General features: G+C 56.8%; 22 protein-coding genes. 16 read left to right on the top strand and 6 right to left on the bottom strand.

Annotated features, from left to right (window positions below; translation table 11 throughout):
* The 12 genes from ACSQ83_RS27395 (at window position 1) to ACSQ83_RS27340 (ending at window position 11,637) form a co-directional block, all read left to right on the top strand.
* Complete coding sequence (locus ACSQ83_RS27395; RefSeq protein WP_414954522.1) at window positions 1-675, top strand: aspartate/glutamate racemase family protein; 675 nt, start codon at window positions 1-3, stop codon at window positions 673-675.
* A 360-nt stretch (window positions 676-1,035) separates the two neighbouring features.
* Window positions 1,036-1,842, top strand: a complete 807-nt coding sequence (locus ACSQ83_RS27390; protein WP_436230330.1) for a transporter substrate-binding domain-containing protein — start codon at window positions 1,036-1,038, stop codon at window positions 1,840-1,842.
* A gap of 51 nt (window positions 1,843-1,893) precedes the next feature.
* Window positions 1,894-2,325 (top strand): RidA family protein, encoded by a 432-nt coding sequence (locus tag ACSQ83_RS27385; RefSeq protein WP_414967752.1) that lies wholly within the window; start codon window positions 1,894-1,896, stop codon window positions 2,323-2,325.
* A 281-nt stretch (window positions 2,326-2,606) separates the two neighbouring features.
* Complete coding sequence (locus ACSQ83_RS27380; protein ID WP_436230329.1) at window positions 2,607-3,452, top strand: GntR family transcriptional regulator; 846 nt, start codon at window positions 2,607-2,609, stop codon at window positions 3,450-3,452.
* A gap of 210 nt (window positions 3,453-3,662) precedes the next feature.
* Window positions 3,663-4,376 carry a substrate-binding domain-containing protein gene (locus ACSQ83_RS27375; protein WP_436230328.1) on the top strand — a complete coding sequence of 238 codons (714 nt, stop codon included), beginning with the start codon at window positions 3,663-3,665 and terminating at the stop codon, window positions 4,374-4,376.
* Between the two features lie 54 nt (window positions 4,377-4,430).
* Window positions 4,431-5,114: an amino acid ABC transporter permease gene (locus tag ACSQ83_RS27370; protein ID WP_414952566.1), complete on the top strand. Its 684-nt coding sequence runs from the start codon at window positions 4,431-4,433 to the stop codon at window positions 5,112-5,114.
* A gap of 6 nt (window positions 5,115-5,120) precedes the next feature.
* A complete protein-coding gene (locus tag ACSQ83_RS27365; protein WP_436230327.1) occupies window positions 5,121-5,768 on the top strand; it encodes an amino acid ABC transporter permease in 648 nt (215 codons plus the stop codon).
* A 14-nt stretch (window positions 5,769-5,782) separates the two neighbouring features.
* The gene (locus tag ACSQ83_RS27360; protein ID WP_436230326.1) at window positions 5,783-6,535 is read left to right on the top strand and encodes an amino acid ABC transporter ATP-binding protein; all 753 of its coding nucleotides are present in this window, start codon (window positions 5,783-5,785) and stop codon (window positions 6,533-6,535) included.
* Between the two features lie 29 nt (window positions 6,536-6,564).
* Complete coding sequence (locus tag ACSQ83_RS27355) at window positions 6,565-7,347, top strand: hydroxypyruvate isomerase family protein (RefSeq protein WP_436230325.1); 783 nt, start codon at window positions 6,565-6,567, stop codon at window positions 7,345-7,347.
* A gap of 2,032 nt (window positions 7,348-9,379) precedes the next feature.
* Window positions 9,380-10,144, top strand: coding sequence for a hypothetical protein (locus tag ACSQ83_RS27350; protein WP_414952570.1), 765 nt, complete (start codon window positions 9,380-9,382; stop codon window positions 10,142-10,144).
* 157 nt (window positions 10,145-10,301) lie between these two features.
* Entirely contained in the window at window positions 10,302-10,814 is a 513-nt protein-coding gene (locus ACSQ83_RS27345; RefSeq protein WP_414952571.1) for a hypothetical protein, read from the top strand.
* 205 nt (window positions 10,815-11,019) lie between these two features.
* Window positions 11,020-11,637 (top strand): hypothetical protein, encoded by a 618-nt coding sequence (locus ACSQ83_RS27340; RefSeq protein ID WP_436230324.1) that lies wholly within the window; start codon window positions 11,020-11,022, stop codon window positions 11,635-11,637.
* A gap of 149 nt (window positions 11,638-11,786) precedes the next feature.
* Here ACSQ83_RS27340 and benD read toward each other — a convergent pair whose 3' ends face one another.
* The 5 genes from benD to catA all read right to left on the bottom strand — a co-directional run bounded on the left by benD (window position 11,787) and on the right by catA (window position 16,504).
* Entirely contained in the window at window positions 11,787-12,563 is a 777-nt protein-coding gene (gene benD, locus ACSQ83_RS27335) for a benzoate diol dehydrogenase BenD (protein ID WP_436230323.1), read from the bottom strand.
* Window positions 12,560-13,582, bottom strand: coding sequence for a benzoate 1,2-dioxygenase electron transfer component BenC (gene benC, locus ACSQ83_RS27330; RefSeq protein WP_414967755.1), 1,023 nt, complete (start codon window positions 13,580-13,582; stop codon window positions 12,560-12,562). The genes benD and benC overlap by 4 nt, the downstream gene beginning before the upstream one ends.
* Before the next feature lie 39 nt (window positions 13,583-13,621).
* Window positions 13,622-14,110, bottom strand: a complete 489-nt coding sequence (gene benB / locus ACSQ83_RS27325) for a benzoate 1,2-dioxygenase small subunit (protein WP_414967756.1) — start codon at window positions 14,108-14,110, stop codon at window positions 13,622-13,624.
* Complete coding sequence (locus ACSQ83_RS27320; protein WP_414952576.1) at window positions 14,107-15,465, bottom strand: Rieske 2Fe-2S domain-containing protein; 1,359 nt, start codon at window positions 15,463-15,465, stop codon at window positions 14,107-14,109. Before ACSQ83_RS27320 ends, benB begins: the two co-directional genes overlap by 4 nt.
* A gap of 106 nt (window positions 15,466-15,571) precedes the next feature.
* Window positions 15,572-16,504 carry a catechol 1,2-dioxygenase gene (gene catA / locus ACSQ83_RS27315; protein ID WP_436230322.1) on the bottom strand — a complete coding sequence of 311 codons (933 nt, stop codon included), beginning with the start codon at window positions 16,502-16,504 and terminating at the stop codon, window positions 15,572-15,574.
* A gap of 176 nt (window positions 16,505-16,680) precedes the next feature.
* On the opposite strand from catA, the gene ACSQ83_RS27310 reads away from it, so the two are divergent.
* The 3 genes from ACSQ83_RS27310 to catC all read left to right on the top strand — a co-directional run bounded on the left by ACSQ83_RS27310 (window position 16,681) and on the right by catC (window position 19,206).
* Window positions 16,681-17,604: a LysR family transcriptional regulator gene (locus tag ACSQ83_RS27310; RefSeq protein ID WP_436230321.1), complete on the top strand. Its 924-nt coding sequence runs from the start codon at window positions 16,681-16,683 to the stop codon at window positions 17,602-17,604.
* 105 nt (window positions 17,605-17,709) lie between these two features.
* On the top strand, window positions 17,710-18,837 hold the full coding sequence (locus ACSQ83_RS27305; RefSeq protein ID WP_414952579.1) for a muconate/chloromuconate family cycloisomerase: 1,128 nt from the start codon (window positions 17,710-17,712) through the stop codon (window positions 18,835-18,837).
* A 90-nt stretch (window positions 18,838-18,927) separates the two neighbouring features.
* Window positions 18,928-19,206: a muconolactone Delta-isomerase gene (gene catC / locus ACSQ83_RS27300; RefSeq protein WP_414967759.1), complete on the top strand. Its 279-nt coding sequence runs from the start codon at window positions 18,928-18,930 to the stop codon at window positions 19,204-19,206.
* A gap of 26 nt (window positions 19,207-19,232) precedes the next feature.
* Here catC and ACSQ83_RS27295 read toward each other — a convergent pair whose 3' ends face one another.
* Window positions 19,233-20,048 carry an IclR family transcriptional regulator gene (locus tag ACSQ83_RS27295; RefSeq protein ID WP_436230320.1) on the bottom strand — a complete coding sequence of 272 codons (816 nt, stop codon included), beginning with the start codon at window positions 20,046-20,048 and terminating at the stop codon, window positions 19,233-19,235.
* A 390-nt stretch (window positions 20,049-20,438) separates the two neighbouring features.
* Between ACSQ83_RS27295 and ACSQ83_RS27290 the strand changes: the two genes are divergently transcribed.
* Complete coding sequence (locus ACSQ83_RS27290) at window positions 20,439-21,596, top strand: LLM class flavin-dependent oxidoreductase (RefSeq protein WP_436230319.1); 1,158 nt, start codon at window positions 20,439-20,441, stop codon at window positions 21,594-21,596.
* Window positions 21,597-21,626 lie beyond the last annotated feature (30 nt).

Here is a 21,626-nt window from a genome sequence, read left to right as displayed (position 1 = left end):
ATGAAGCGATCGCCTCGAATTGTTTTGATCCATGCTACGCCCGTCGCCATGCCGCCGATTCATCACGCGTTTTCAGAGGCATGGGGCGAGGCCGAACTGGTCAATCTGCTCGACGACGGCCTGACCGCGGAACGGGCGAAAACGCATGACCTCTCGCAGAGTTTAGTTGAACGCTTCGTTGACCTCGTGCACTACGCGCATAGGGCCGGCGCGGACGGCATCCTCGCGACTTGCTCCGCGTTCGGGCCTGCGATCGAAAGAGCCGCGTCGGAGTTGCCGGTCCCGGTGCTCAAGCCCAACGAAGCAATGTTTCGCGCCGCGTTTGAGTACGGTAACAAGATCGGCATGCTCGCGACATTCGCCCCTGCAGTGGTCACGATGGAAGCAGAGTTCGCCGAGGAAGCCGCACGACGCGGGTCATCGGCGAGACTGGAAATCATCGTGGTCGACGATGCCATCGATCTGCTGCGCAAAGGAGAGGAGCAGGCACACGACCGGCTGATCGCCGAACGAGCGCCCGAGCTTGCCCATTGCGATGTGGTCCTGCTCGCTCATTTCTCGACATCGCGGGCGACGACCCTGGTTCAGCAACGCATTAGCAATCCAGTGCTTAGCGCACCGGCGACGGCCGTGCGGCGTTTGCAGCAACTTGTCGACCTTGGAGCTAACTGTTGATCCGATATGCGGGCATTACTGTGTCGTGCAGCACTTTGGCAGTAGAGATTTTTCTGAAGGAGCCAACTCATTTTTCGTGATGTATTGACCGGCTACTTGTGGAAAATTTTTGTTTTCGCCATCGACTGCCTGCAGGTTTCTACACCGTATTTGCCTCGATGGAAGTTACGCAAATGATCGCTCTCTCGCGCTTGACCGGCTTTTTTACCCATGACAGTATATGTAACGGATACGTGAATGGGCCTCGCTGTTCACGCATGGAGGGTTGGTCCGGCAGTGAGCCATAAATTAATCGTCGGCCTTCAATGGGTCGTCAATACCGCACAAGCGGCGAATCAGCCAAACCTCAAAGGAAAAGCCATGAACGTTCGAAAATTAGCCGCCTGCATGCTATTAGGTGCGACCTTTGTCATGAATGCCAGCGCGGCCCTCGCGGCGGATACGCTGAAGGCGATCAAGGACCGGGGCACCATTGTTGTTGCGATCGATTTCACGCATCCGCCCTATGGAATGCTCGACACGAAAGCCGAGCAAACAGGCACTGATTTCGATATCGCGAAGCTCATCGCCAGTGACCTTGGCGTCAAGCTTCAGGTCTTGTCGGTGAACGGTCCCAACCGCATTCCGTTCCTGCTGACCAACAAGGCGGACATTGTCATTGCGTCGTTCTCCATCACCGATGATCGGAAGAAGGTGATCTCGTTCACGCGTCCATATGCAACGGAGCCAATCCTGATTCTCGCGCCGGGTAAGGACAGCATCAAGACGCCGGCTGATCTGGCCGGGAAGTCGGTTGCTGTGGCGCGAGGCAACACGGCGGACCTGGACCTGACTAACGTCATCAAAGAGAAAGATGTCAAGGACGTGCAGATCGTTCGATACCTCGATGAAGCAACAGCCAGAACAGCGGTTTCATCCGGGCAGCAAAGCATCTTTGCGGCATCGCTCGCCGACGCCATTGCGGTCAAGCAAGCTAGTCCTAATCAGCATTTCGAATTGCAGTTCAGAATGAGTGAAGATCCGCTCGGCATTGGCTTGCGTCAGGACGATCCGCAACTACTGGCGTGGCTTAATGACTGGGTGGGCAAGAATTTGAAGAACGGCAAGCTCAACGACATCTATATAAAGTACTTTGGTGTGCCGTTGTCGAAGACGGTGATGAACTGATCGGGCATGCCTTGTGTCATCCGTTTTTATCTATCTAATTAGGATTCCAGATTGGAAAATTCCATATTTTCTGCGCCGCAGCCTAGCACTTATGTGACACCTTTGACGGTGCACAATGGGCTTGGATTTCTTAGCGGACAATTGCCGAGGAAGAACGGAGAGATTGAGTATCGAGGCAAGGTTGGCGCTCAGGTCGACGTGGCTTCGGCTCGCGCCGCCGCGCGGCTTTGCGCCGAGGCATGTGTTGCAGCGCTGGAAAGAGAGTTGGGGGGACGAGACCGGATCGTTCGGATTCTGAAAATCACGGGCTTCGTCGCATCCGCGCCAGGGTTCAATGGCCAGCCTAATGTAATCGACGCAGCATCGGAAACGTTTATTGAACTGCTCGGCGATGCCGGCCGGCACGCGCGCAGTGCCGTTGGCGTGGCGGAGTTGCCCCACGACGCTTGCGTTGAAGTGGAGTTGATTGCCGCCATACGCTGATCGGTTATGCAACGATCTCGTTCAACTAACTTTTCCGGCAATAACGCCATAATGTATGATCCGATCAAGCCGCAACACACCGTGAAATGCCGGGGAAATGGTTATCGCTAAAACGATTTCGCTGCGAGCCGAGTGCTTCCTCAATCCCTTGGAGCGGATGCTCGGTCCAACAGATCGCGTGCTGACGACAGATCGGGACGGCGGAGCCACTTGTAACGTTCGGCGTGAAAAATCTACGCTACGGTGAAGTGCAGCGAGGCCTGATCGCAGAAGAGGAAATTATGGCAACACGCAAAGCCGCTGTATCCCGCACCAAACCCTCTCGCGTTAAAGAGGTTGCCAAGACGAGCCCCGATGTCCGTGCCACGAAACGCGCGAAGGCAGACGTGGAAGAGGAGGCCGCCAGCCCCGAGCTCGGGATGTCGCAGACTGATGCAGCGCTCAATGCCATTCGGTCCCGTATCATCGATCTGACAATTCCGCCGGGAAGCCGGATCGATGAGCCGCTTCTGCTCAACAATTTCCTGCTCGGCCGAACACCGGCGCGCGAGGCGATCAACAGGCTGGTCGCGGAAGGTTTCGTCAATATTGTGCCAAACCGCGGTGGCACATTTGTTCGCAAGCTCGACTTCGAAGAGATAGGTGAGATTCTCGTCGCGCATCAACTGGCAGAAAATATTCTAGGGCAATTGTTGCGTTTCGAGGCGACGCTTGCCGACGATCTTTCCGCTATCCAGGAGCGGTATCGCAAGGAAGTGCGGGATCGCCGGTATCTGAACATCACGGCGTTGAACGAGCAGTTTCATATGCGCATGAATCAATCAGTTGGGAACAGTTTTTTTTATGAATTCGCTCAATCGACGCATCGGCATGTCCGGCGACTTCTCGTGCATCTTTACAAGCTCGAAGCAGCGGCCGAACCAGGCCAGCAAGACGAACAGTTCAAGCGCAACCTGGACGAACACGACCGCATTATCGAAATCGTGAGAAACAAAGACCGCGCCGCACTGGTCGAGCTTCTTCCCGAGCACGCGCGCGCGACACAAGAGCGGTTCGTCCACATTCTTGCCGGTAAGACGGTCGATCCATTTCCCATCCTGCTTCAGCCGCTGGAAGAGCACAGCTAAAGCTCGCTCTTAACCGGGCACGGCATTCGCCGCCCGGTCGTTTTCTCAATCCGTCCAAAGCGTCCGCATGCCCTCCTTGTGCTTCCACAAGGAGGCTGACCTAGGTCATCTTTCAATCGTAAAAACCATAGCAATTTCCGTCACTTAAAGTGTTGACCGCGATTTTGACGCGTGCCAGTATATGTCACGGATACGTCACTAGGGAGCACCATGTCAACCCCCGCCAAGTCTGGCAATAACGCGGTTTCACTTTTGAGTGCATTGGTCATCCAGGGTGTCGTGGACGAGTTCATCGTGCCTGCCTATACGGACGCGACGAAGATAAAGCTTATCGTCAAGTTCGATCCGACATCGATTCTGATGACGAGGATCAAGAGCGGCGAGCGCGGCGATGTGATCGTCGCAATCGACAGGAACATCGACGAACTCATTGAGGCGGGAATAGTGAGCGAACGGGGGCGTGTGCCGCTAGTGCGTACCGGAGCGGGTGTAGCGGTGCGCGCAGGTGCGCCCAAGCCCGACATCTCCACGGTGTCGGGCTTCACGCAGTCTTTGCTCAATGCGCGTTCCGTTGCCTATTCGCGCACAGGTGCGAGTGGTATCTACTTCGCGGCACTCATCGAAAAGCTGGGCATTGCCGACGAAATCAATTCGCGATCGACAATTATCGACAAGGGGCTGATAGCCGAGGCGTTGTTGACAGGAACCGCCGATATTGCCGTGCAACAGTTGAGCGAACTCGCAACCGTTGCTGGTGTTGATGTGGTCGGACCGTTGCCCGCGGAGATTCAGCACACCACCGATTTCTCGGTCGCGCTGTTTTGCACTGCTCTGGACAACCAGGCAGCGATCAAGCTGGTCTCCCTGCTGGTCTCGGAAGATGCGCAACGCGAGTATCGCCGGTTCGGTCTTGAGATTCTCTAGATTAAATATCAGTTATTTAAATAGCAATCCTGATAATAAGCCGATGAGGTAGTCATGATCTACAAGTTTGATTTCAGTTTCTTGCTGCAGTATTGGCCCGAACTACTGCGCGGTGTCTGGCTGACACTACGCATGACCTTACTCTCCATATTGCCGGGTTTTGCCGTGGGTACGCTGTGCGCGCTCGGGCGTATCTACGGACCGGTCAATCTCGCCAGAGCCATCAAGACCTATGTGGAACTGATTCGAAATACGCCGCTGATCATTCAGGTTTTCTGGCTATTTTTCGGTTTATCGGCTTTGCACTTTCGGATCTCCGCGTTGGCGGCAGCGGTCATCGCTCTGGTTGTCAATGTGAGCGCTTACACCGCGGAGATCATGCGCGCCGGATTCGAGGCTATCCCTAAAGGCCAGCTCGAGGCAGCATCCTGTCTGGCGATGAGCCGCCGCCAGATGATCTGGCATATCGAGTTGCCCCAAGCGGTGGAACGCGTCTATCCAGCCTTGGTCAGCCAGTTCGTCTTGATGATGCTGGCGACCTCGATCATGTCCCAGATCTCCGCTGACGAATTGACGGGCGCGGCGGACCTGATTCAGTCGTTCACGTTCCGCGGCTTTGAAGCTTATATCGTGGTCGCGGTGATCTACCTGATCATCGTTTCACTGATGCGCCTTGTGATGCTGGCGAGCGCAGCCATGCTGTTTCCGCGCCTTCGCGCGCTCCGCTCCCCGCTGTGAGACATCATGCTATTCAATCTGACTCCTGAACAGTTTTTTTATATCTTCAGAGGCGCCGGCTGGACGATTGTGCTGTCCATGCTGGGTGTTGCAGGAGGTGTGCTGCTGGGCATTCCAATCGCGCTTGCACGCGTGTCGCGGCATACCTGGCTCAAACGCGCCTCAGGTCTGTATGTGCAGATCAATCAGGCAATTCCTCTGCCGGTCACCATGTTCGTCGTGTATTTCGGCATCAGCATCGGCGGATATACCGTGCCTGTTCTGGTGGCTGCGGCACTTGCGTTGACGGTGAATGCGGCGGCCTATCTCGGTGAGATATGGCGGGGATCGATCGAATCCGTGCCGTCGACGCAATGGGAAGCGAGCGAGTCTCTGGCATTGAGCTATGTGCAACGCATGCAATACGTGATTCTTCCGCAGGCGTTGCGGATCTCCATCCCGCCCACCGTGGGATTTGTGGTGGCGCTGGTCAAGAACACTTCGTATGCGGTCGTCATTGGCATGTCGGAGCTCACGTACTCGTCTCGAGTGGTCAACAACACAACCTTCCAGCCGTTCGTGATCTTCACGATAGCAGCCGGACTCTATTTCATGATGTGCTATCCCTTGTCGGTCCTGAGCCTCAGGCTTGAGCGAATCGTAAGGCAGGCTTGAACTCAGGAGATGTCATGGCAAACGAAGAAAACGAAGCAACCGATTCGATGGTTCGGTTCGAGAAGGTCAGGAAATTCTACGGCGAAATCGAAGTGCTCAAGGGCATTTCCCTGAATGTCTCGCGCGGCGAGGTGATATCGCTGATCGGTCGCTCGGGCTCCGGCAAAAGCACCGCGCTACGGTGCATCAATGGTCTAGAGGCTATTAACGAAGGGCGACTGCATGTATGCGGCCGCGCGCTGCATGACGCCCACATTGACCTGCGCGCGCTGCGACGGGACGTGGGTATCGTATTTCAAAGCTATAACCTGTTTCCGCATCTGACCGTACTGCAAAACATCACGCTTGCGCCGAGAAAGGTACGGCGTTTACCGTTGAAAGAGGCGACGGATCTGGCGTTGCGCGTGCTGAATCAGGTCGGCTTGTTCGAGAAGGCGAATGCCTATCCATCGGAGTTGTCGGGCGGCCAGCAACAGCGCGTTGCGATCGCACGCTCGCTTGCCATGGAGCCGCGCCTGATGCTGTTCGATGAGGTGACCTCTGCCCTTGATCCTGAACTGACGGGCGAAGTGCTGCGCGTGATCGAGAAGCTCGCAGCGGACGGCATGACGATGGTGATTGTCACGCATGAAATGGCCTTCGCCCGCTCAGTTGCGGATCAGCTAGTGTTTATGAATCAAGGCATCGTTTGGGAAACAGGCAATGGCGACATGTTGCGGCAACCGAGAACCGAAGAGTTGCAGCAGTTTGTGGGCAGCGGTCTTTGAATGAAACTGGACCATCATTGGAGTGGACCATGCCGCGTCTATGCGCGAACCTGAAGTGGCTATTTACCGAGCGCCCGTTTCTCGAGCGATTCAGCGCTGCCGCGAATGCGGGATTCACGGCCGTTGAATATGCCTCACCGTATGAGCATTCCGTTCCCCGGCTCAGGGAGCTGCTTAAAGCGTATGGCCTGACACAGGTTCTGATCAATACGCCGACTGGCGATCCGGCAAGCGGTGCGGGATCCGGACTTGCCTGCCTTCCGGGACGTCAACAGGAGTTCCGTGACTCCGTTAAAAAGGCGCTCGATTATGCGGTCGGACTCGAATGCGGCCTGGTGCATGTGATGGCCGGAATCCAGCTGGCTGGAACGTCCCGCGACGCTGCGTTCGCGGTCTATTTGACGAATATCGCGTGGGCCGCCGAACTCGCCGGACAGGCGAACGTGCGGTTGTCGCTAGCGGCAGTCAATCAGCACGACGCTCCGGGCTTCTTCCTCCAGACGCAGGAGCAGGGAGCCGCTGTTATCGCGGCGATTGGATCGCCGTATCTCGGCTTGCAATTCGATGTCTACCACTGCCAGATATCGCAAGGCGATGTGACGCGTCGAATGGAAGCAGTGATGCCCTTGATTGCGCATATGCAGATCGCGGACGCGCCGCTACGCAATGAACCCGGAACCGGCGAGATTGCGTGGGACTACGTGTTTCGACGTATCGACGAGCTGGGGTATCAGGGTTGGGTAGGCTGTGAATACCGTCCGGCGAGCGATACCGAGAGCGGCTTGAAGTGGCGCAATCGCTACGCGGTGTAACGGTCACTTGCTTGGCCAGCCTCGTCGCCGGTAGTTTGCTCCGACGCCAGTTATGATTGAACCTCAGCGAACAAGGCGTGACCCTCGGCAGGTGCAAGTCTCAGGCCGGTGACGTTCCGGTCTTTTCGTTCCTCCACGGCAACCATCGTCGCTTCAGTCTCACTCGTTTCCCCACCCTCCAGGCTTACCTCGATCGGCCGCATAGCGACTCCGATCGGTTGGCAACGTCGCCAACTTAGCTGATACAGCGAGCGTGCCAAGGCGGAACAGCTGGGCTCTTTTTATTGGAAGCTTCGCAGATTCCACACGCAGTATCCCATCGGATAGAGCGTGGTCTCGCCGTCTATCACTTCGTTCAAGTCGAAGGAAATAGCCTCCCGCGGTTTGGTTCACGCTCGTCTGCGCTGGAAGGCGGAAATCCGTTGGCGAAAAAAGCGCCTTGGTTAAAATTTTTTTCGAATTATGTGCGCTCGGGGTGTTTCATTTTTGGATGAGAACAGTTATTGGTCGGCGAATGGTCACGGTTTTATGCTCGATTACGAGTTTGGTTTGCGCTGCCGCCTGATTCACTGTCTGTCTATCTGTACGCCCGAAAGAGCGTGAACGCATCGGACGGGAGACCGGCGAACTCATGTCAGAATTGTGGAGTCCCGCGACTCAGGTAGCGCGGACCTATCGCATTTGCCCAGGAGCTTCGTTTCTCATGATCCTCATTGCGCTATTCGGTTGCGCCTTGTGCAGGGACCGGGTACGAAAGGCAGCTTGCGGAGAGGGCTGCTTGTTGCCGCGCTGCCAGTGACGGTGGCGCTCTCGCTTGCACTGATATCGGACATTGACAGTCCGGGTGGGGGATCGTCCATGTTCAACCACGGAATCCGGTGAGACGTCTCCTGTCATTGGGGAAATGATGCATGTTGACGTTATCGATGAGGCACTGATGAAAGACGTTGCAAGCGGGCCGGGTGAACATCAGTTTTCAGTGTTGATTTCAATCTCAGGCGCATATCGGGTCACGAAACACTGGTCTGCCAGACTCACGTGGAATCGTGTGGTCACGCGGTATGACCGTGACACTGACGTCATTTTGGCTGGTATCGGTTATCGATGGTAAGCAAATTCGAGCTCGTGGCTTTTAGCGATAAAGGGCCTGATATATGCGCCGCATGGCTCGATAGATTCGCGGACGAATTCGACAAGCGATGTATCGAGGACTTGAACGCGTAGACCAGCTCTTCGTGCTGACGCAGGTCGGCTACAACTTGACGCGTATGCGCACACTTGCGGGTCGAGGGGTAGGAAGCAACGAGTAACCCCGATATCGTGAACCCGCGAGCAACGTGGAGGGCCCGAAAACGTGTTCCGCGTTTCAAAAGTGCGAACCCGGCATCCGTCGTAATGCATCTGAGCGCATCAACGACCGATATTTCACCGGCCTGTTAGTCAATCACATCAGCAAGGAAACCCCGTTTTGCAAACGGAAAGCATCGCGAATTGTATGAAGCTAAAATTTCCGGATTCGGGCAAAGATCTATCGTCTCGTGGTAATTTTTTACATTGAAACCGGTTGAAAAACAGTTGCAAATTGCCTGCGAAACTACTATTGGTACCTTCAAGTGAACCGTCGCGGGTGAAACACAGTGATGTGGTTAGTTACCTTTCTGCTTAAAGTTATCTGCGCCCTATGCGACGTTCTACTTGATTTCATCGATTGTGGAATCAGGGGCAGCGGTCTCCTCTGGTCATCGCCGACCGTTAAAGCGACGTGACCACGTGTCAAGGCATGTGACACGCTGGTCAATTTGAAGGCGTCATTACCTCGCGCAATGAGAACTACATAGGAATACTTCATGAAAATTGGTATGCGCCTCCTGAGCCAGCTTGAACTGCCGTTACGGATCTCGATGACACTTGTCGTGGCTAGCCTAATGAGTGTTGCTATTCAAGCACGCGCCATGACGTCAAATTCAACACGCTGATCGTGGGCGCAATGCTCAGGCGGCTCGCTATTCAGGCTTCATAGGGTACGGAACGTATGGCAGCGTTCGTCGATCATCCAGCGGTTCTTTTCATAGTGCTTTTCGCACTGTTTGTCTCCGCAGTTGCGTTTGGTGCGTTTGTCCTACGGCGTATCGCCGTGCTGTCCGAACAGGACCGCGAGGATTTCACCATTATCCAGACCTCTACGTTGACGTTGCTCGCGCTCCTCGTTGGATTTAGCCTGTCAATGGCGGTAGGCCGCTACGATCTGCGCAAGACGTTGGAGGAAGGCGAGGCCAACGCGATTGGAACCGAATATGCGCGATCGGATTTAGCTGACCCTATTGTCAGCGCAAAGATGAAGGCCCATCTCATCAGCTACACGAAGCTCAGACTAGCCGACTTCGGGACGCGTAACCCGCAGGAACTCGCCAGCATTGGCCGAGATACGGCAGCGCTTCAAACGGAACTTTGGCGCCTCGCCACTCAGGTAGCGCAAGACAAGCCAACGCCAATTGGAGCGCTTGTTGTCGCGGGGATGAACGACGTGCTCAATTCTCAAGATTATTCCGAGGCAGCACGTATAAACCATATTCCCCTCGGCGCATGGTTTCTCATGATCTTGATTGCACTATTTGGCTGCGCTGTGCAGGGATACGGTGCCAAGGGAAATGTGCGCAAGGGCCTGCTCATTACCGTTCTTCCCGTCACGGTCGCGTTATCGCTTGCTTTGATAGCGGATATCGACAGTCCGCGAGGAGGGATCATTCGCGTTCAAGCGCAGGATCTTACGAGGCTTCTTCATTCGCTGGAAGGGTAGCAGTTAAACACGCTCCTACTGGTCGCCGCGATGAATGCCGACTTTCGCCGGTCACCATTGGAGGCAACATGCTGCTTTGGATTTTCGCACTTACACGCTGCGTTGATTGGCACGGCTCGGGCTTTCGATGTGACAGGTTACTTGACAGGACTGCGTCGTGACTACCCTGATAATCAGACTCAAGGACGAGTTCAAAAAGGCGATCCCGCCGACGATCTTCTTCTTCGTCATTCTGCACATTGTTGCACTCATACGCGCCCTCATGATCAGAGGGACGGGCGTTTCGATTCCCGCATCAGCGTCTGTATTGATCGCATCTCTTGTGCTCGGCAAGTCCGTGCTGGTCGCTGACATGCTTCCTTTTATCAACCGCTTCCCTGACAAACCGCTTGTATGGAACGTCGGATGGAAGACTTTGATTTATACACTTGTCGCACTTGTTGTCCATTTCCTGGAGCGTCTCTTCGATTACTGGAAGGAAGCACCGAGCATTGCGGCGGCGAATCACAATTTGTGGGTTGAATTGAGCTGGCCGCGCTTCTGGGCGATCCAGATCTTGCTGGCTACCCTCATCCTCATGTACTGCGTGATCGTGGAATTGGCACGGGTCATTGGCCGTCAGAAGCTGAAGTCGATATTTTTTGGCCCGCTTCCAACCCGGCCTGAATAGTCGCGCGGCCGAGCGGAGGTGATCTGCTGCGTAGGTCAGGCCGGTGTCGAGAAGACACCGATGGCTGCTTTTGAATGAGCTTGGCAAATCACGAAGCCCAAAGCCTCCCTGACATGTGATTGCAAGCTGAAACGAGTACGCTCACTGCGTGCAGCCGCTCAACGGGAGCCGCGCACTGTCACTCATTGCATATCACGGGACGCACATGTTCACTCGCTCGACAATCGGCATCGCAATCATCGTCATGGCGGTCTCCAGCACCGCCGCACTGGCGCAGGCTCCTGCGCCGAAGATCACCCGCATCCGGGGCGACATCGTCTCGCTAAACGACAATACGCTGGTTGTCCATCGCAACAGCGGCGACACGGTCTCGATCACGCTCCCCCCCGATGTGCAGATTAGCGCCGTGAAAAGGATCAAGTTATCCGACATCAAGCCCGGCTCCTTTATCGGCACCGCGGCCACGACTGGCGTGAACGGCGAGATGACGGCCACGGAAGTGCACGTGTTCGACGAATCCGCGCGTGGTACCGGCGAGGGGCACCGCGCGTTCGACCTGGGTCCGAACAGCACGATGACGAACGCCAATGTCGATTCCGTGGTGAAGTCGACGAGCGGAAATGTCCTGCAACTATCGTACAAGGGCGGCACGAACACGGTGACCGTACCGGCCAACGTACCGGTCGTGTCATTCATTTCCGCGGATCGCTCCGACCTCACCGTCGGCAAGAAGGTCATTGCCACGGCCGCCCCAGCCGCCGGTGGCCAATTTACGGCGCAACGGATCCTCGTCGAGAAAAACGGCGTCGTACCGCCCATGTGATTCGCGATTTGGGTGAGCCGCACAGCCCGTGATACAACGCTCGAAGCGCGCGCACCTTCGGGCTTGAAGTCTAATCTCCACCTACGTCTGTAGGTCCGCGCGAATATGCCGTCACTATTCGGATAATCGTCAAGGTGAAAGGGCGGGGCTCAGCCTGTGTCGCCGCCGGCGACCGGCAACACCGAACCGGTGATGTACCCAGCCTCGTCTGAAGCCAGGAACAGGATGGGCGCCACCTGTTCATCGAGGCTGCCGTAGCGCTTGAGATAAGTCGATTCGGTGACCTGCTTCACCGCTTCGCTCATCCAGGCCTTTTCCTGCTCGCTGTCGCCCGCGGTGTTACGCGGGATACGGCGCGGCGGGGCATCGGTCCCGCCCGGGGCAGTCGCAACCACGCGAATGTTGTGCTCAGCGTATTCCATTGCTAACGACTGCGTCATGGCGTTGACACCGCCCTTGGCAGCCGAATACGGTACGCGGCGAATGCCACGCGTGGCATTGGAGGACACGTTGACGATGGTGCCGCCGCCGCGCCTGAGCAGATGCGGCAGCACTGCATGGCAGGCATACAAGGTGGGCATCAATGAGCGGCGGATTTCGGCGTCAATCTGCGCGGGCTCGAACTCGGCAAAGGGACGCATGCGAATTGCACCGCCCACGCCGTTCACCAGGATGTCGATGCCCCCAAATTGCTGAGCTGCGAACGCCAATGCTGACGCCGCCCCTTCGTATGTCTCAAGGTCTGCGACGAAACCTGCTGTCTCTGCCCCTTTCGCCTCGGCGGCGACCTCGGCGACGAAGCCGGCCCGGTCAACGAAGAGCACTCTGGCACCTTCCGCGGCCGCACGCAGTGCCACGCCGCGCCCGATGCCCTGGGCGGCGCCGGTGACGACCATGACCTTGCCCGTGAATCGTTGCGTGTTCATGCGGTCTCCGGCTCTGCATTAGGTGTGAACTTCTCATAGTGGAAACTATGAGGCTTCACGCCGTTGTCGTCGAAATACTTACGCACCGCGTCGACCATGGGCGGCGGCCCGCAAAGATAAACATCAACGTCCCCATCATTTAACGCGTCGGCCGGCATGTGCTGCGTCACCCAGCCTTTGCGGGGATGGGTCGAGTTCGCCTCGGCTACGACGGTGGCGTAACTGAAATTCGGCAGCTTCTTGGTATAGGCATCGACTGCTTCGACTTGTACCAGGTCGAGGTCGCGGGTCACACCATAAATTAGGTGGATCCTCTGTTTCGAGTCAGCTCGCGCGAGCACCTCCAGCATCGACAAGAACGGTGCGAGTCCCGTACCGCCAGCGAGCAATAACAGCGGCCGCTCAACGGCGCGCAGATAAAAGCTGCCAAGGGGACCGGTCAGCTCTGCCTTGTCGCCAGGCTGTGCAGAGTCGAGCCAGGTAGTCATGACACCACCGGGAATCTTCTTAATCAGAAAGCTGATTTTTGTCTCGCCAGGCGCCGATGAGAAGGAATACGAACGATGTTGGCCACTGCCAGGAACATCGATGCTGACGTACTGGCCCGCCAGGAACACGGGTGCCGCGGTGTCCACGTCCAGCTCGAGAACGACAGCCGCGTCGTTATGCGGTTCGACCTTGGTTACCGTCGCGACAAACTTGCTTTTCTCGGTCTTGCATACAGCGGAAGATGCCGGCACAGCAATGACACAGTCGCTTTGCGGAACCATCTGGCACGTGAGCACGAGGCCGCTATTCTTTTCATCGTCGCTTAGCGCGTCTTCAATATAATCGTCGCCAAGGTCGTAGCGGCCGCTCTCGGCGCGGCACTTGCACGTACCGCACACGCCATCGGAGCAATCCATCGGCAAGTTGATTTTTGCGCGAAAGGCCGCATCAAGTACTTTCTCACCCGGCTTGCATACGACGAAGCGGGTAACGCCGTCCTCGAAGTTCAGTGCAATGTTGTAGCTCGACATAGTGTCTCCTCTACTGCTAATAGCTTGCCGACGCGCAAATCAGACGTGGTACACGTCCAGTACCTGACGGATATAGTCGTTCTTCAACGCAATCCGCTTGTTCGAAATCAGCAAGTTGTCTCCAACCTGGCGCAAGGTAACGAACGTGGTGCCGAAGAAACAGTCGGTCATCTTGTAGCGGTGGCTTTGCGTGTTGAAGTTGTAACGCACGTCAACTTCGTTGCCGCGTTCGGCCAGCGCTTCTACATTGGTAACGTTGTGACTCGTCCGGGGTTCAGGCATCGAAGCGCCACTGCGTTCGGTCTTGATGCGAAACACACGGTCTTCCAGGCCACCACGGTCCGGGTAATACATCAGCGAAATCTGGCTCTCATGGTCATCGGTCAGCCGGTCGTCGTCATCCCACGCCGGCATCCAATAGGTGACGTCCTCGGTGTAGCAAGCGAGCCAGTCATCCCACTCCCGGTCATCGAGCAGGCGCGCCTCGCGATATAGCACGGCGCATATCGTGTGATAGTCGAAGCTCATGCCACTGCCTCCCCTTGTTCTTTCTTCAGGGCGTCGCGCATCACCTTTACCCAGTACTCGTGCTGGGTGACGAAGAGACCTTCATCTTCACTGCGCTCGCCCGAGATGAGGGGCGTAAGACCCATGTTGTTTGCGTTCTTGTCCGGACCCTCGACCCACAATGGAGCGCCGCGAGACAGGTCGTTCCACAACGCAGTGGTGCCGGCGTAGCCAGCCTGGCAAGCGCGGAATTCCTCGAGGTCATCAGCGGTGCCCATTCCCGAGACGTTGAAGAAGTCTTCGTATTGGCGAATTCGGGTGGCGCGGTCGGCTGCGCTCTCGCCCTTCGGCGCGAAGCAGAAGATGCTGACTTCAGTCTGGTTAACGCTCAATGGGCGGACCACGCGAATCTGGGTACTAAATTGGTCCATCAAAAACACGTTCGGATACAAGCACAAATTGCGAGTTTGATTGACGATGAACTCTGCTTTTGCTTCGCCGACCCGCGCCTTGATTTCTTCGCGTTGGTGATAAACCGGACGCACTTCCGGGTTCATCGAATTGGTCCAGAGCAGGATATGCCCGTGGTCGAAGCCATACACGCCGGCTACGGACTTGCTCCAGCCATTCGCATCGACCGCCTTGGTGCCATCGTCTTTACGACGCCCCATCGTCGCAGCGTAATTCCAATGCACGGTGCTGACGTGGTAGCCATCGCAGCCGTTCTCCATCTGCATTTTCCAATTGCCATCGTAGATATACGAGGAATTGCCACGCAACACTTCCAGCCCGTCAGGCGCCTGGTCAACGATCTGGTCGATGATGACTTTGGTTTCGCCAAGGTAATCCTCAAGCGGTATGGCGTCGGCGTTGAGGCTGCCGAAGAGGAAGCCCCGGTAGCTTTGGAAACGCGGGACTTTTTTCAGGTCGTGCGAGCCGTTTAAATTAAATTGAATCGGATACTGCGTGGTCTTCTCATCCTTCACCTTCAACAGCTTGCCGGTGTTGGCGAAAGTCCAGCCGTGGAACGGGCAGGTGAAGCTGCCTTTGTTGCCATGCTTGCGCCGGCACAACATCGCACCCTTGTGAGCGCAGGCGTTAATAACAGCATGCAATTCGCCGCTTTTATCGCGGGTGACAACAATGGGCTGACGGCCGATCCATGTGGTGTAGTAGTCGTTGTTATTGGGAATTTGGCTTTCGTGCGCCAGATATACCCAGTTGCTTTCGAAGATGTGTTTCATCTCCAGCTCATACAAATCGGCGTTGGTGAAAATATCCCGGCGGCAACGAAATACACCGGTCTGCTTATCATCCTGGACGGCGGTATGAAGCAGTTCATCCAACTGCCTGGACTTTTCAATAATTGCGGACATGCGGGCTCTCCCTATGCGAGCTCCAAACAGGGAGCCCTTGCATCGGCGACAATGATTTCTGCGGAGAAATAAGCGGCGGCGCTATTCAAACCGCCGCTTATGGCAATTACGCCGTGACTGATACGCGGGGGCGCTGAACAACCTGGTTGTCCTTGCCCTGAACCAACGGACTCAACACGAAGTTGAATTCGATCTCCTTGTACGCGTCATCCTTCAAACCGAGCGCGCCGCCGCCGCTCTTTTCGACCACATGCGGTATCAAGTCCTCGCGAGTAGCGTAGGCAAAGTCGTCCCAAATCAGCGGGTCGCCTTCAATATTGATTTGCGTGGTCAGCTTGCGGTGATTGTCACCGCTGACGAAGAAGTGCACGTGCGCCGGCCGGTTGCCATGGCGACCGAGTACGTTCAGCAGTTGCTGGGTCGCGCCGTGCGGCGGGCAGCCGTAACCAACGGGCATAAGCGTACGGAACTCGTACTTGCCGTCGGCGCCGGTCTTGACCGCGCCGCGCAAATTGAATTCGCTCTGCGCCCCCGTCGGGTCGAAGTGAGAATAAAAGCCCTTCGAGTTGGCGTGCCAGCACTCCACAATTGCATTCGCCACGGGTTTGCCGTCCGTGCCGGTCACGGTGCCGTGGATGACCAGGGGCCCTGCGTCCTGATCGGGATTGATGTCAATCCTGGCGACGCCATCAAGTACCGGCGCACCGGCGACATACAACGGACCTTCGATGGTCCGCGGCGTGCCGCCATTGATTTCGGCTTCTTGGTCCGCGGCATCCATGCGAATGTCGAGGTACTTTTCTAAACCGAGGCCAGCAGCGAGCAATGCCGCTTCGCCATCTTGGCCAAGCTTATTGAAATAAGTGACGCCGGCCCAGATTTCATCGGGCGTCATATCGAGGTCGTCGATCGCTTTGAATAGATCACCTAGCAGGCGACTAACGATTTGTTTGGCTCGAGTATTGCCGTCCTGACTACCGACGTTTGTCGCAGCCTTCAGCAAGTCCTGCACTTCCGTCGTATCGAAAACTTTCGTCATTGTCTTCTCCAGAATCTTTGTGCTTTTGTGGGGGTTAACCCCTGTTTCAACGTGATTCCCTAAATGCTCGAAAGGTATAATCGGGCGTTGAACAGAGCGTAAAAGCAGGATAATTGACGTCAGAAAGGCTCGTCCAACACTGATTTAGTATCGGGCTATATCTAGGGGGTATTGAAATGGAACTCCGGCATCTTCGCTATTTCGTAGCGGTCGCCGAGGAACGCAATTTCACGCGAGCCGCTCAGCGACTCCATATGGCTCAACCGCCTTTGAGCCGGCAGATTCAGCAGCTCGAGGAGACACTCGGGGTACAGCTCTTCGAGCGCAACTCGCGCCCGCTGAAGCTGACGGAAACGGGCAAGTTTTTCTATTCTCATGCCGTTCAACTGCTAGCTCAAACGGCCGAGCTTGAATCAATGACCAGGCGGGTGGGCAATATCGAGCGAAGTTTGTCGGTCGGCTTTGTGGGTTCAACCTTGTACGGAATGCTGCCCAAGATTATCCGGCGCTTTCGCGATGAAAATACCACCGTCGAACTCAGCCTTCACGAGATGTCGACGATGGACCAAATCAGGGCGCTCAAAGACGGGCGCATTGACATCGGCTTCGGCCGTATTCGACTTGAAGACGCCAACATCCGTCGCGTGGTGCTTCGCGAGGAAAAAATGATCGTTGCCCTGCCAGAGGGGCATCCACTTTCGTTGAGCAAGCCGGCCCTTGCCCTTCGGGACTTGGTGAACGAGACGCTGATCATCTTTCCGAAGACGCCGCGGCCGAGTTATGCCGACCAGGTGTTGTCCGCGTTCCAGGACCGCGCTCTCAAGCCTCAGCGAATTTACGAGACGAGGGAGTTGCAAGTGGCGTTGGGACTTGTTGCGGCGGGCGAAGGCATTTCTATCGTGCCAAGCAGCGTGCACGGACTCAAGCGCGGCGACGTGAGCTATAAAGAACTGGACGATCCTACCCTCGTGTCTCCAATCATCATGAGCACGCGCTTGCTCGACGAGTCGCAGGACATCAGGGAAATACTTGAGCTTATTTATCGTCTGTACGAGGAGGAGCATATACCCTACGTTCCGCGTACTGACCTTGGGCGTTGAAGTTCGTCATACCGCAGGGGTATGACACTAGACGTCGACGGTGTTGGACAGGTCTTATTCGGGCGGGCAATACTTCAGCAGCCCAATAACTCCTTCATTTCAGGTATGAACGCCCAAATCACCTCAGTCGAAGCGATTCTGGTTGATCTTCCGACCATTCGCGCGCATCAGCTAGCCATGGCAACGATGCAGCAACAAACCCTGGTCATTGTCCGTCTGCGCACGAGCGACGAGATCGAAGGTCTTGGTGAAGCCACCACGATTGGCGGTTTGTCGTACGGCGAGGAGAGTCCCGAGGGAATCAAGCTCACCATCGACACGTACCTCGCGCCCGCGCTTATCGGCCTGGATGCGACCAATATCAACGGTGCAATGCTGAAGTTGAACAAGGTCGCTCGTGGAAACCGATTCGCGAAATGCGCCATCGAAACAGCTCTGTTGGACGCGCAAGGCAAGCGCTTGGGTGTGCCGGTATCGACCTTACTGGGCGGCGCCGTTCGCAAGACACTTCCGGTCCTGTGGACGCTTGCCAGTGGAGACACCCAGCGCGATATCGATGAAGCTGAAAAGTTACTTGCGGAACGCCGCCACAACACTTTCAAATTGAAGATCGGGCGTCGTGGCGTTCGCGAGGACGTTGCTCATGTTTCGACAATCAAGGCTGCGCTTGGCGACCGGGCCAAGGTCACGGTCGATGTGAATCAGGCGTGGAGTGAAACTGACGCCGCGCTGGGAATCGCAGCGCTTGAAGCGGCGGGCATCGACCTTATCGAGCAGCCCACGCCACGAGAGCAGCGAGGAGCGCTCGCCAGACTTGCATCACGGTTCATCGTGCCGATCATGGCCGACGAGGGCGTGACGGGCCCTGAGGACGCCCTTGAACTCGTGCGTGGCGCATGCGCGGACGTGTTCGCGCTGAAGATTGCCAAATCGGGTGGCATCTACGAAATGATGCGTACCGCCGCCATCGCCGATGCAGCCGGCGTGTCCTTGTACGGTGGCACGATGCTCGAAGGCAGTATTGGCTCGATTGCGTCGGCGCACGGATTCAGCGCGCTTCCACAGCTTGACTGGGGCACGGAACTATTCGGGCCGCTTCTGTTGAAAGATGACATTGTCACCGCACGGCCTCAATACCTGGACTTTGACCTGCATTTACCGGAGGGGCCGGGTTTGGGCCTTCATATCGATGAAGAAAAGCTCGCGTTTTATCGTCGTGACAAGAAAATTTGAATACATGGTCAAGACGGTTTTAGCCGTATAGAACCATCCAAGTTTCAAGCCTATGGACCTGAGAGACCCACACTTTAATGAGGGATGTTTATGCTGTATCTCGTAAGAATGGATGTACACCTGCCGCTCGATATGCCGACGGCTCAATCCGACGAAATCAGGGCACGAGAAAAGGCCTACTCGCAGGCGCTTCAACACCAGGGGAAATGGCAACAGCTTCATCGTGTGGTGGGTGAGTACGCGAACTACAGCATTTTCGACGTCGAATCTCATGACGAGCTGCATACGATTCTGTCAGGTCTGCCGCTGTTTCCTTATATGAAGATGAACGTGACTGCACTCGCACATCATCCATCGTCCATCCGCTGACGTTGCGCGTGATGGCGCTGGTTTGCCTAAATTCCCAGCATCTGCGCCATCGCCCGTACTGCATTCGACGTTGAATTCAGCAGGCCCGATGCTTTCATCAGGTCTTGTCGCATCGCGGCGTCGCCATCGTGAAAAAACCGGTTCGGACCGGTCACGACGATAGCGCCCAGCGCGCGGCCGGACGGCGCGGTCAGCGCCGTTCCCACTGCGCTGATACCGGCGACGTTCTCGTTGTCGTTAGTCGCCCAGCCCCGGCCCCGTACCAAGTCCAGCTCCGCAAAAAGCGTGGTCCGGTCCGTGACGGTGCGTTCCGTGCGCGCCGCGTAGGGCTCCGGTCCGATCAGCGCGTCACGTTGCTCGGGTGTCCGATGACTCAGCAGAATCTTTCCTGAAACCGACGCATGGAGCGGCGCGCTAACCGTTGTGTCGAAATACGGCGCGACGCTGTAGTTGCCCGCGACGCATTCCAGTGTCGCCCGCAGATTGCCAAAGAACACGATCAACAGCACGGACGGACCATGGCGCTCCTGCAAGTCACGCATGAGTGGCGTCGTGTCCCGGCGCAAGCGGCTCAACGGATGCTCAAGCGGCAGCGGGCACGCCGCGCGGGGTGTCGGGCAATACAGCGGACCTTCCCGGTAGACATAACCGGCGAGATCGAGCGACTGAAGCAGCCGGTGACAAGTGCTCGCGGGCAAGGCCACGCTGTCCGCGATCTCCTGAAGGCTCAGCGGCCGGGCCGCCTCGTGCAGCCGCGAAAGGATGTTCAACCCGCGGGCAAGCGCGCCGCTGTCGGTATCGCGTCGCTCGGTGACGCCTTCGTCCCGGATAACGTCCGCCATGTCTAGCAAACTCCGGCTGAACAAGGGATAAGCCGGCAGTCTTGCAGGTACGCGCCGAAGCCGATTGAGCAGAATTGCATATATGAATTGCTTGGTTGGTGAGCTGGAGAAAGCCCCATAGAATTCAAAAAACGGAAAAAACATTCCGAAATATTGTACAGCCTAGTGTTCTTTCCGACAGCGTACAACGCCTGCTAATTCGCTGAAACAGTGCATACGCGTCCCCCGCGGGGTGGTGAGCGCCATGTGAATGGGCAGCGGACGAGTGACGTCTACTAAGTATGCCTAAGCAGATGGGTGCCTGTTCGTCACTCGCGCTTCTGCGCGAAGCCTGACGCCCATTAGCGCTTCATATGCCTACTCACGCTTCACCTTTCTATCCGGTGTGTCATGTCGATTCCGTCTCCCGCCAGTTTCCCTGATAGCCCGCTGTCCCGTGCGCTCGCCCAGCCGCTGATGCTGGGCCTCTTCCTGCCGATCCAGAGCGGCGGCTGGTCCATGTCGACCCTGCCGCGCACGACCGACTGGACCTTCGAGTACAACGCGCGTCTCACGCGCCATGCCGAGGCGCTCGGCTTCGACCTGGTGTTCGGTCTCGCGCAATGGCTGGGCAAGGACGGTCATGGCGGCGACATGCGCTACCGCCGCGAATCGCTCGACTCGTTCATGACGATCGCGTCACTCGCGTCAATCACCGAGCGCATCCTGCTGATATCGACGCTGCACATTCTCTATGGCAACTGGCATCCGCTGCATCTCGCGAAATTCGGCGCCACGCTCGACCATATCTCCGGCGGCCGGTGGGGCCTGAACATGGTCACGGGGCATTCGATCGATGAAGCCGAGATGTTCGGCCGCGACGGTCACTTCGAGCACGACACGCGCTACGAGATGGCCGCCGAGTTCGTGGACCTGATGCAGAAACTCTGGTCGCTCGACGACAACCTGACCTTCGACGGCAAGTGGTATAGCACGCGCAACGCTTTCGTTTCGCCGAAGCCGCGCTTTGGGCGCCCGGTGCTCGTGAACGCGACGAGTTCCGCTGCCGGGATCGACTACGCCGCGAAGCATTCGGACCTGATTTTTATTACGAGTTCCGCCGGCGCGCAGATCGACGCGGCGCTGGACGTGCTGCCCGCGCACACCGCGCAGGTTCAGGCGGCGGCGCGCGCGAACGGCCGCGAGGTCCGCACGCTCATCAATCCGACGATCGTCTGCCGCCCGACGGAGCGCGAGGCGCACGTCTATCTCGATGCAATCGCGTCGCACGCGGATTTCGGCGCGGTCGATGGTTTTACGGGCCGCCGCAGCGACGCAAAAGCCTGGAAAAACCATCAACGCGAGCAGCGCGTGCTGGGAGGCAACATCCAGATCATCGGTTCGCCGGAGCACGTGGTGGATGACTTGCTGCGGTTGAAGGCGGCGGGTATCGACGGCGTCCAGCTGACTTTCTTCGATTTCGAGCCGGATCTGAAATATTTCGGCGAGGCTGTCTTGCCGCTGATGGAACAGGCCGGACTTCGAGTGCGCGTGCAATCGGCTGCGTGAACACCATATCATTCGTTAAGGAATCCTGCA

It is taken from the genome of Caballeronia sp. LjRoot29 (assembly GCF_964252755.1).
Taxonomy (GTDB): Bacteria; Pseudomonadota; Gammaproteobacteria; order Burkholderiales; family Burkholderiaceae; genus Caballeronia.
Note: the sequence above shows the minus strand (reverse complement) of the source record. Positions and strands in the feature narration are given on the sequence as shown.

Bases quoted from the DNA above. Each gene is read 5' to 3' on its own strand.
- benB (WP_414967756.1), bottom strand. From the start codon at position 14,110: ATGAGCTTCGACTATCACACGATATGCGCCGTGCTATATCGCGAGGCG.
- ACSQ83_RS27305 (WP_414952579.1), top strand. From the start codon at position 17,710: ATGAACGCCCAAATCACCTCAGTCGAAGCGATTCTGGTTGATCTTCCG.
- ACSQ83_RS27350 (WP_414952570.1), top strand. From the start codon at position 9,380: ATGGCAGCGTTCGTCGATCATCCAGCGGTTCTTTTCATAGTGCTTTTC.
- catA (WP_436230322.1), bottom strand. From the start codon at position 16,504: ATGACGAAAGTTTTCGATACGACGGAAGTGCAGGACTTGCTGAAGGCT.
- ACSQ83_RS27370 (WP_414952566.1), top strand. From the start codon at position 4,431: ATGATCTACAAGTTTGATTTCAGTTTCTTGCTGCAGTATTGGCCCGAA.
- ACSQ83_RS27340 (WP_436230324.1), top strand. From the start codon at position 11,020: ATGTTCACTCGCTCGACAATCGGCATCGCAATCATCGTCATGGCGGTC.
- ACSQ83_RS27375 (WP_436230328.1), top strand. From the start codon at position 3,663: ATGTCAACCCCCGCCAAGTCTGGCAATAACGCGGTTTCACTTTTGAGT.
- catC (WP_414967759.1), top strand. From the start codon at position 18,928: ATGCTGTATCTCGTAAGAATGGATGTACACCTGCCGCTCGATATGCCG.
- ACSQ83_RS27310 (WP_436230321.1), top strand. From the start codon at position 16,681: ATGGAACTCCGGCATCTTCGCTATTTCGTAGCGGTCGCCGAGGAACGC.
- ACSQ83_RS27360 (WP_436230326.1), top strand. From the start codon at position 5,783: ATGGCAAACGAAGAAAACGAAGCAACCGATTCGATGGTTCGGTTCGAG.
- benC (WP_414967755.1), bottom strand. From the start codon at position 13,582: ATGTCGAGCTACAACATTGCACTGAACTTCGAGGACGGCGTTACCCGC.
- benD (WP_436230323.1), bottom strand. From the start codon at position 12,563: ATGAACACGCAACGATTCACGGGCAAGGTCATGGTCGTCACCGGCGCC.
- ACSQ83_RS27365 (WP_436230327.1), top strand. From the start codon at position 5,121: ATGCTATTCAATCTGACTCCTGAACAGTTTTTTTATATCTTCAGAGGC.
- ACSQ83_RS27295 (WP_436230320.1), bottom strand. From the start codon at position 20,048: ATGGCGGACGTTATCCGGGACGAAGGCGTCACCGAGCGACGCGATACC.
- ACSQ83_RS27290 (WP_436230319.1), top strand. From the start codon at position 20,439: ATGTCGATTCCGTCTCCCGCCAGTTTCCCTGATAGCCCGCTGTCCCGT.
- ACSQ83_RS27320 (WP_414952576.1), bottom strand. From the start codon at position 15,465: ATGTCCGCAATTATTGAAAAGTCCAGGCAGTTGGATGAACTGCTTCAT.
- ACSQ83_RS27380 (WP_436230329.1), top strand. From the start codon at position 2,607: ATGGCAACACGCAAAGCCGCTGTATCCCGCACCAAACCCTCTCGCGTT.
- ACSQ83_RS27395 (WP_414954522.1), top strand. From the start codon at position 1: ATGAAGCGATCGCCTCGAATTGTTTTGATCCATGCTACGCCCGTCGCC.
- ACSQ83_RS27390 (WP_436230330.1), top strand. From the start codon at position 1,036: ATGAACGTTCGAAAATTAGCCGCCTGCATGCTATTAGGTGCGACCTTT.
- ACSQ83_RS27355 (WP_436230325.1), top strand. From the start codon at position 6,565: ATGCCGCGTCTATGCGCGAACCTGAAGTGGCTATTTACCGAGCGCCCG.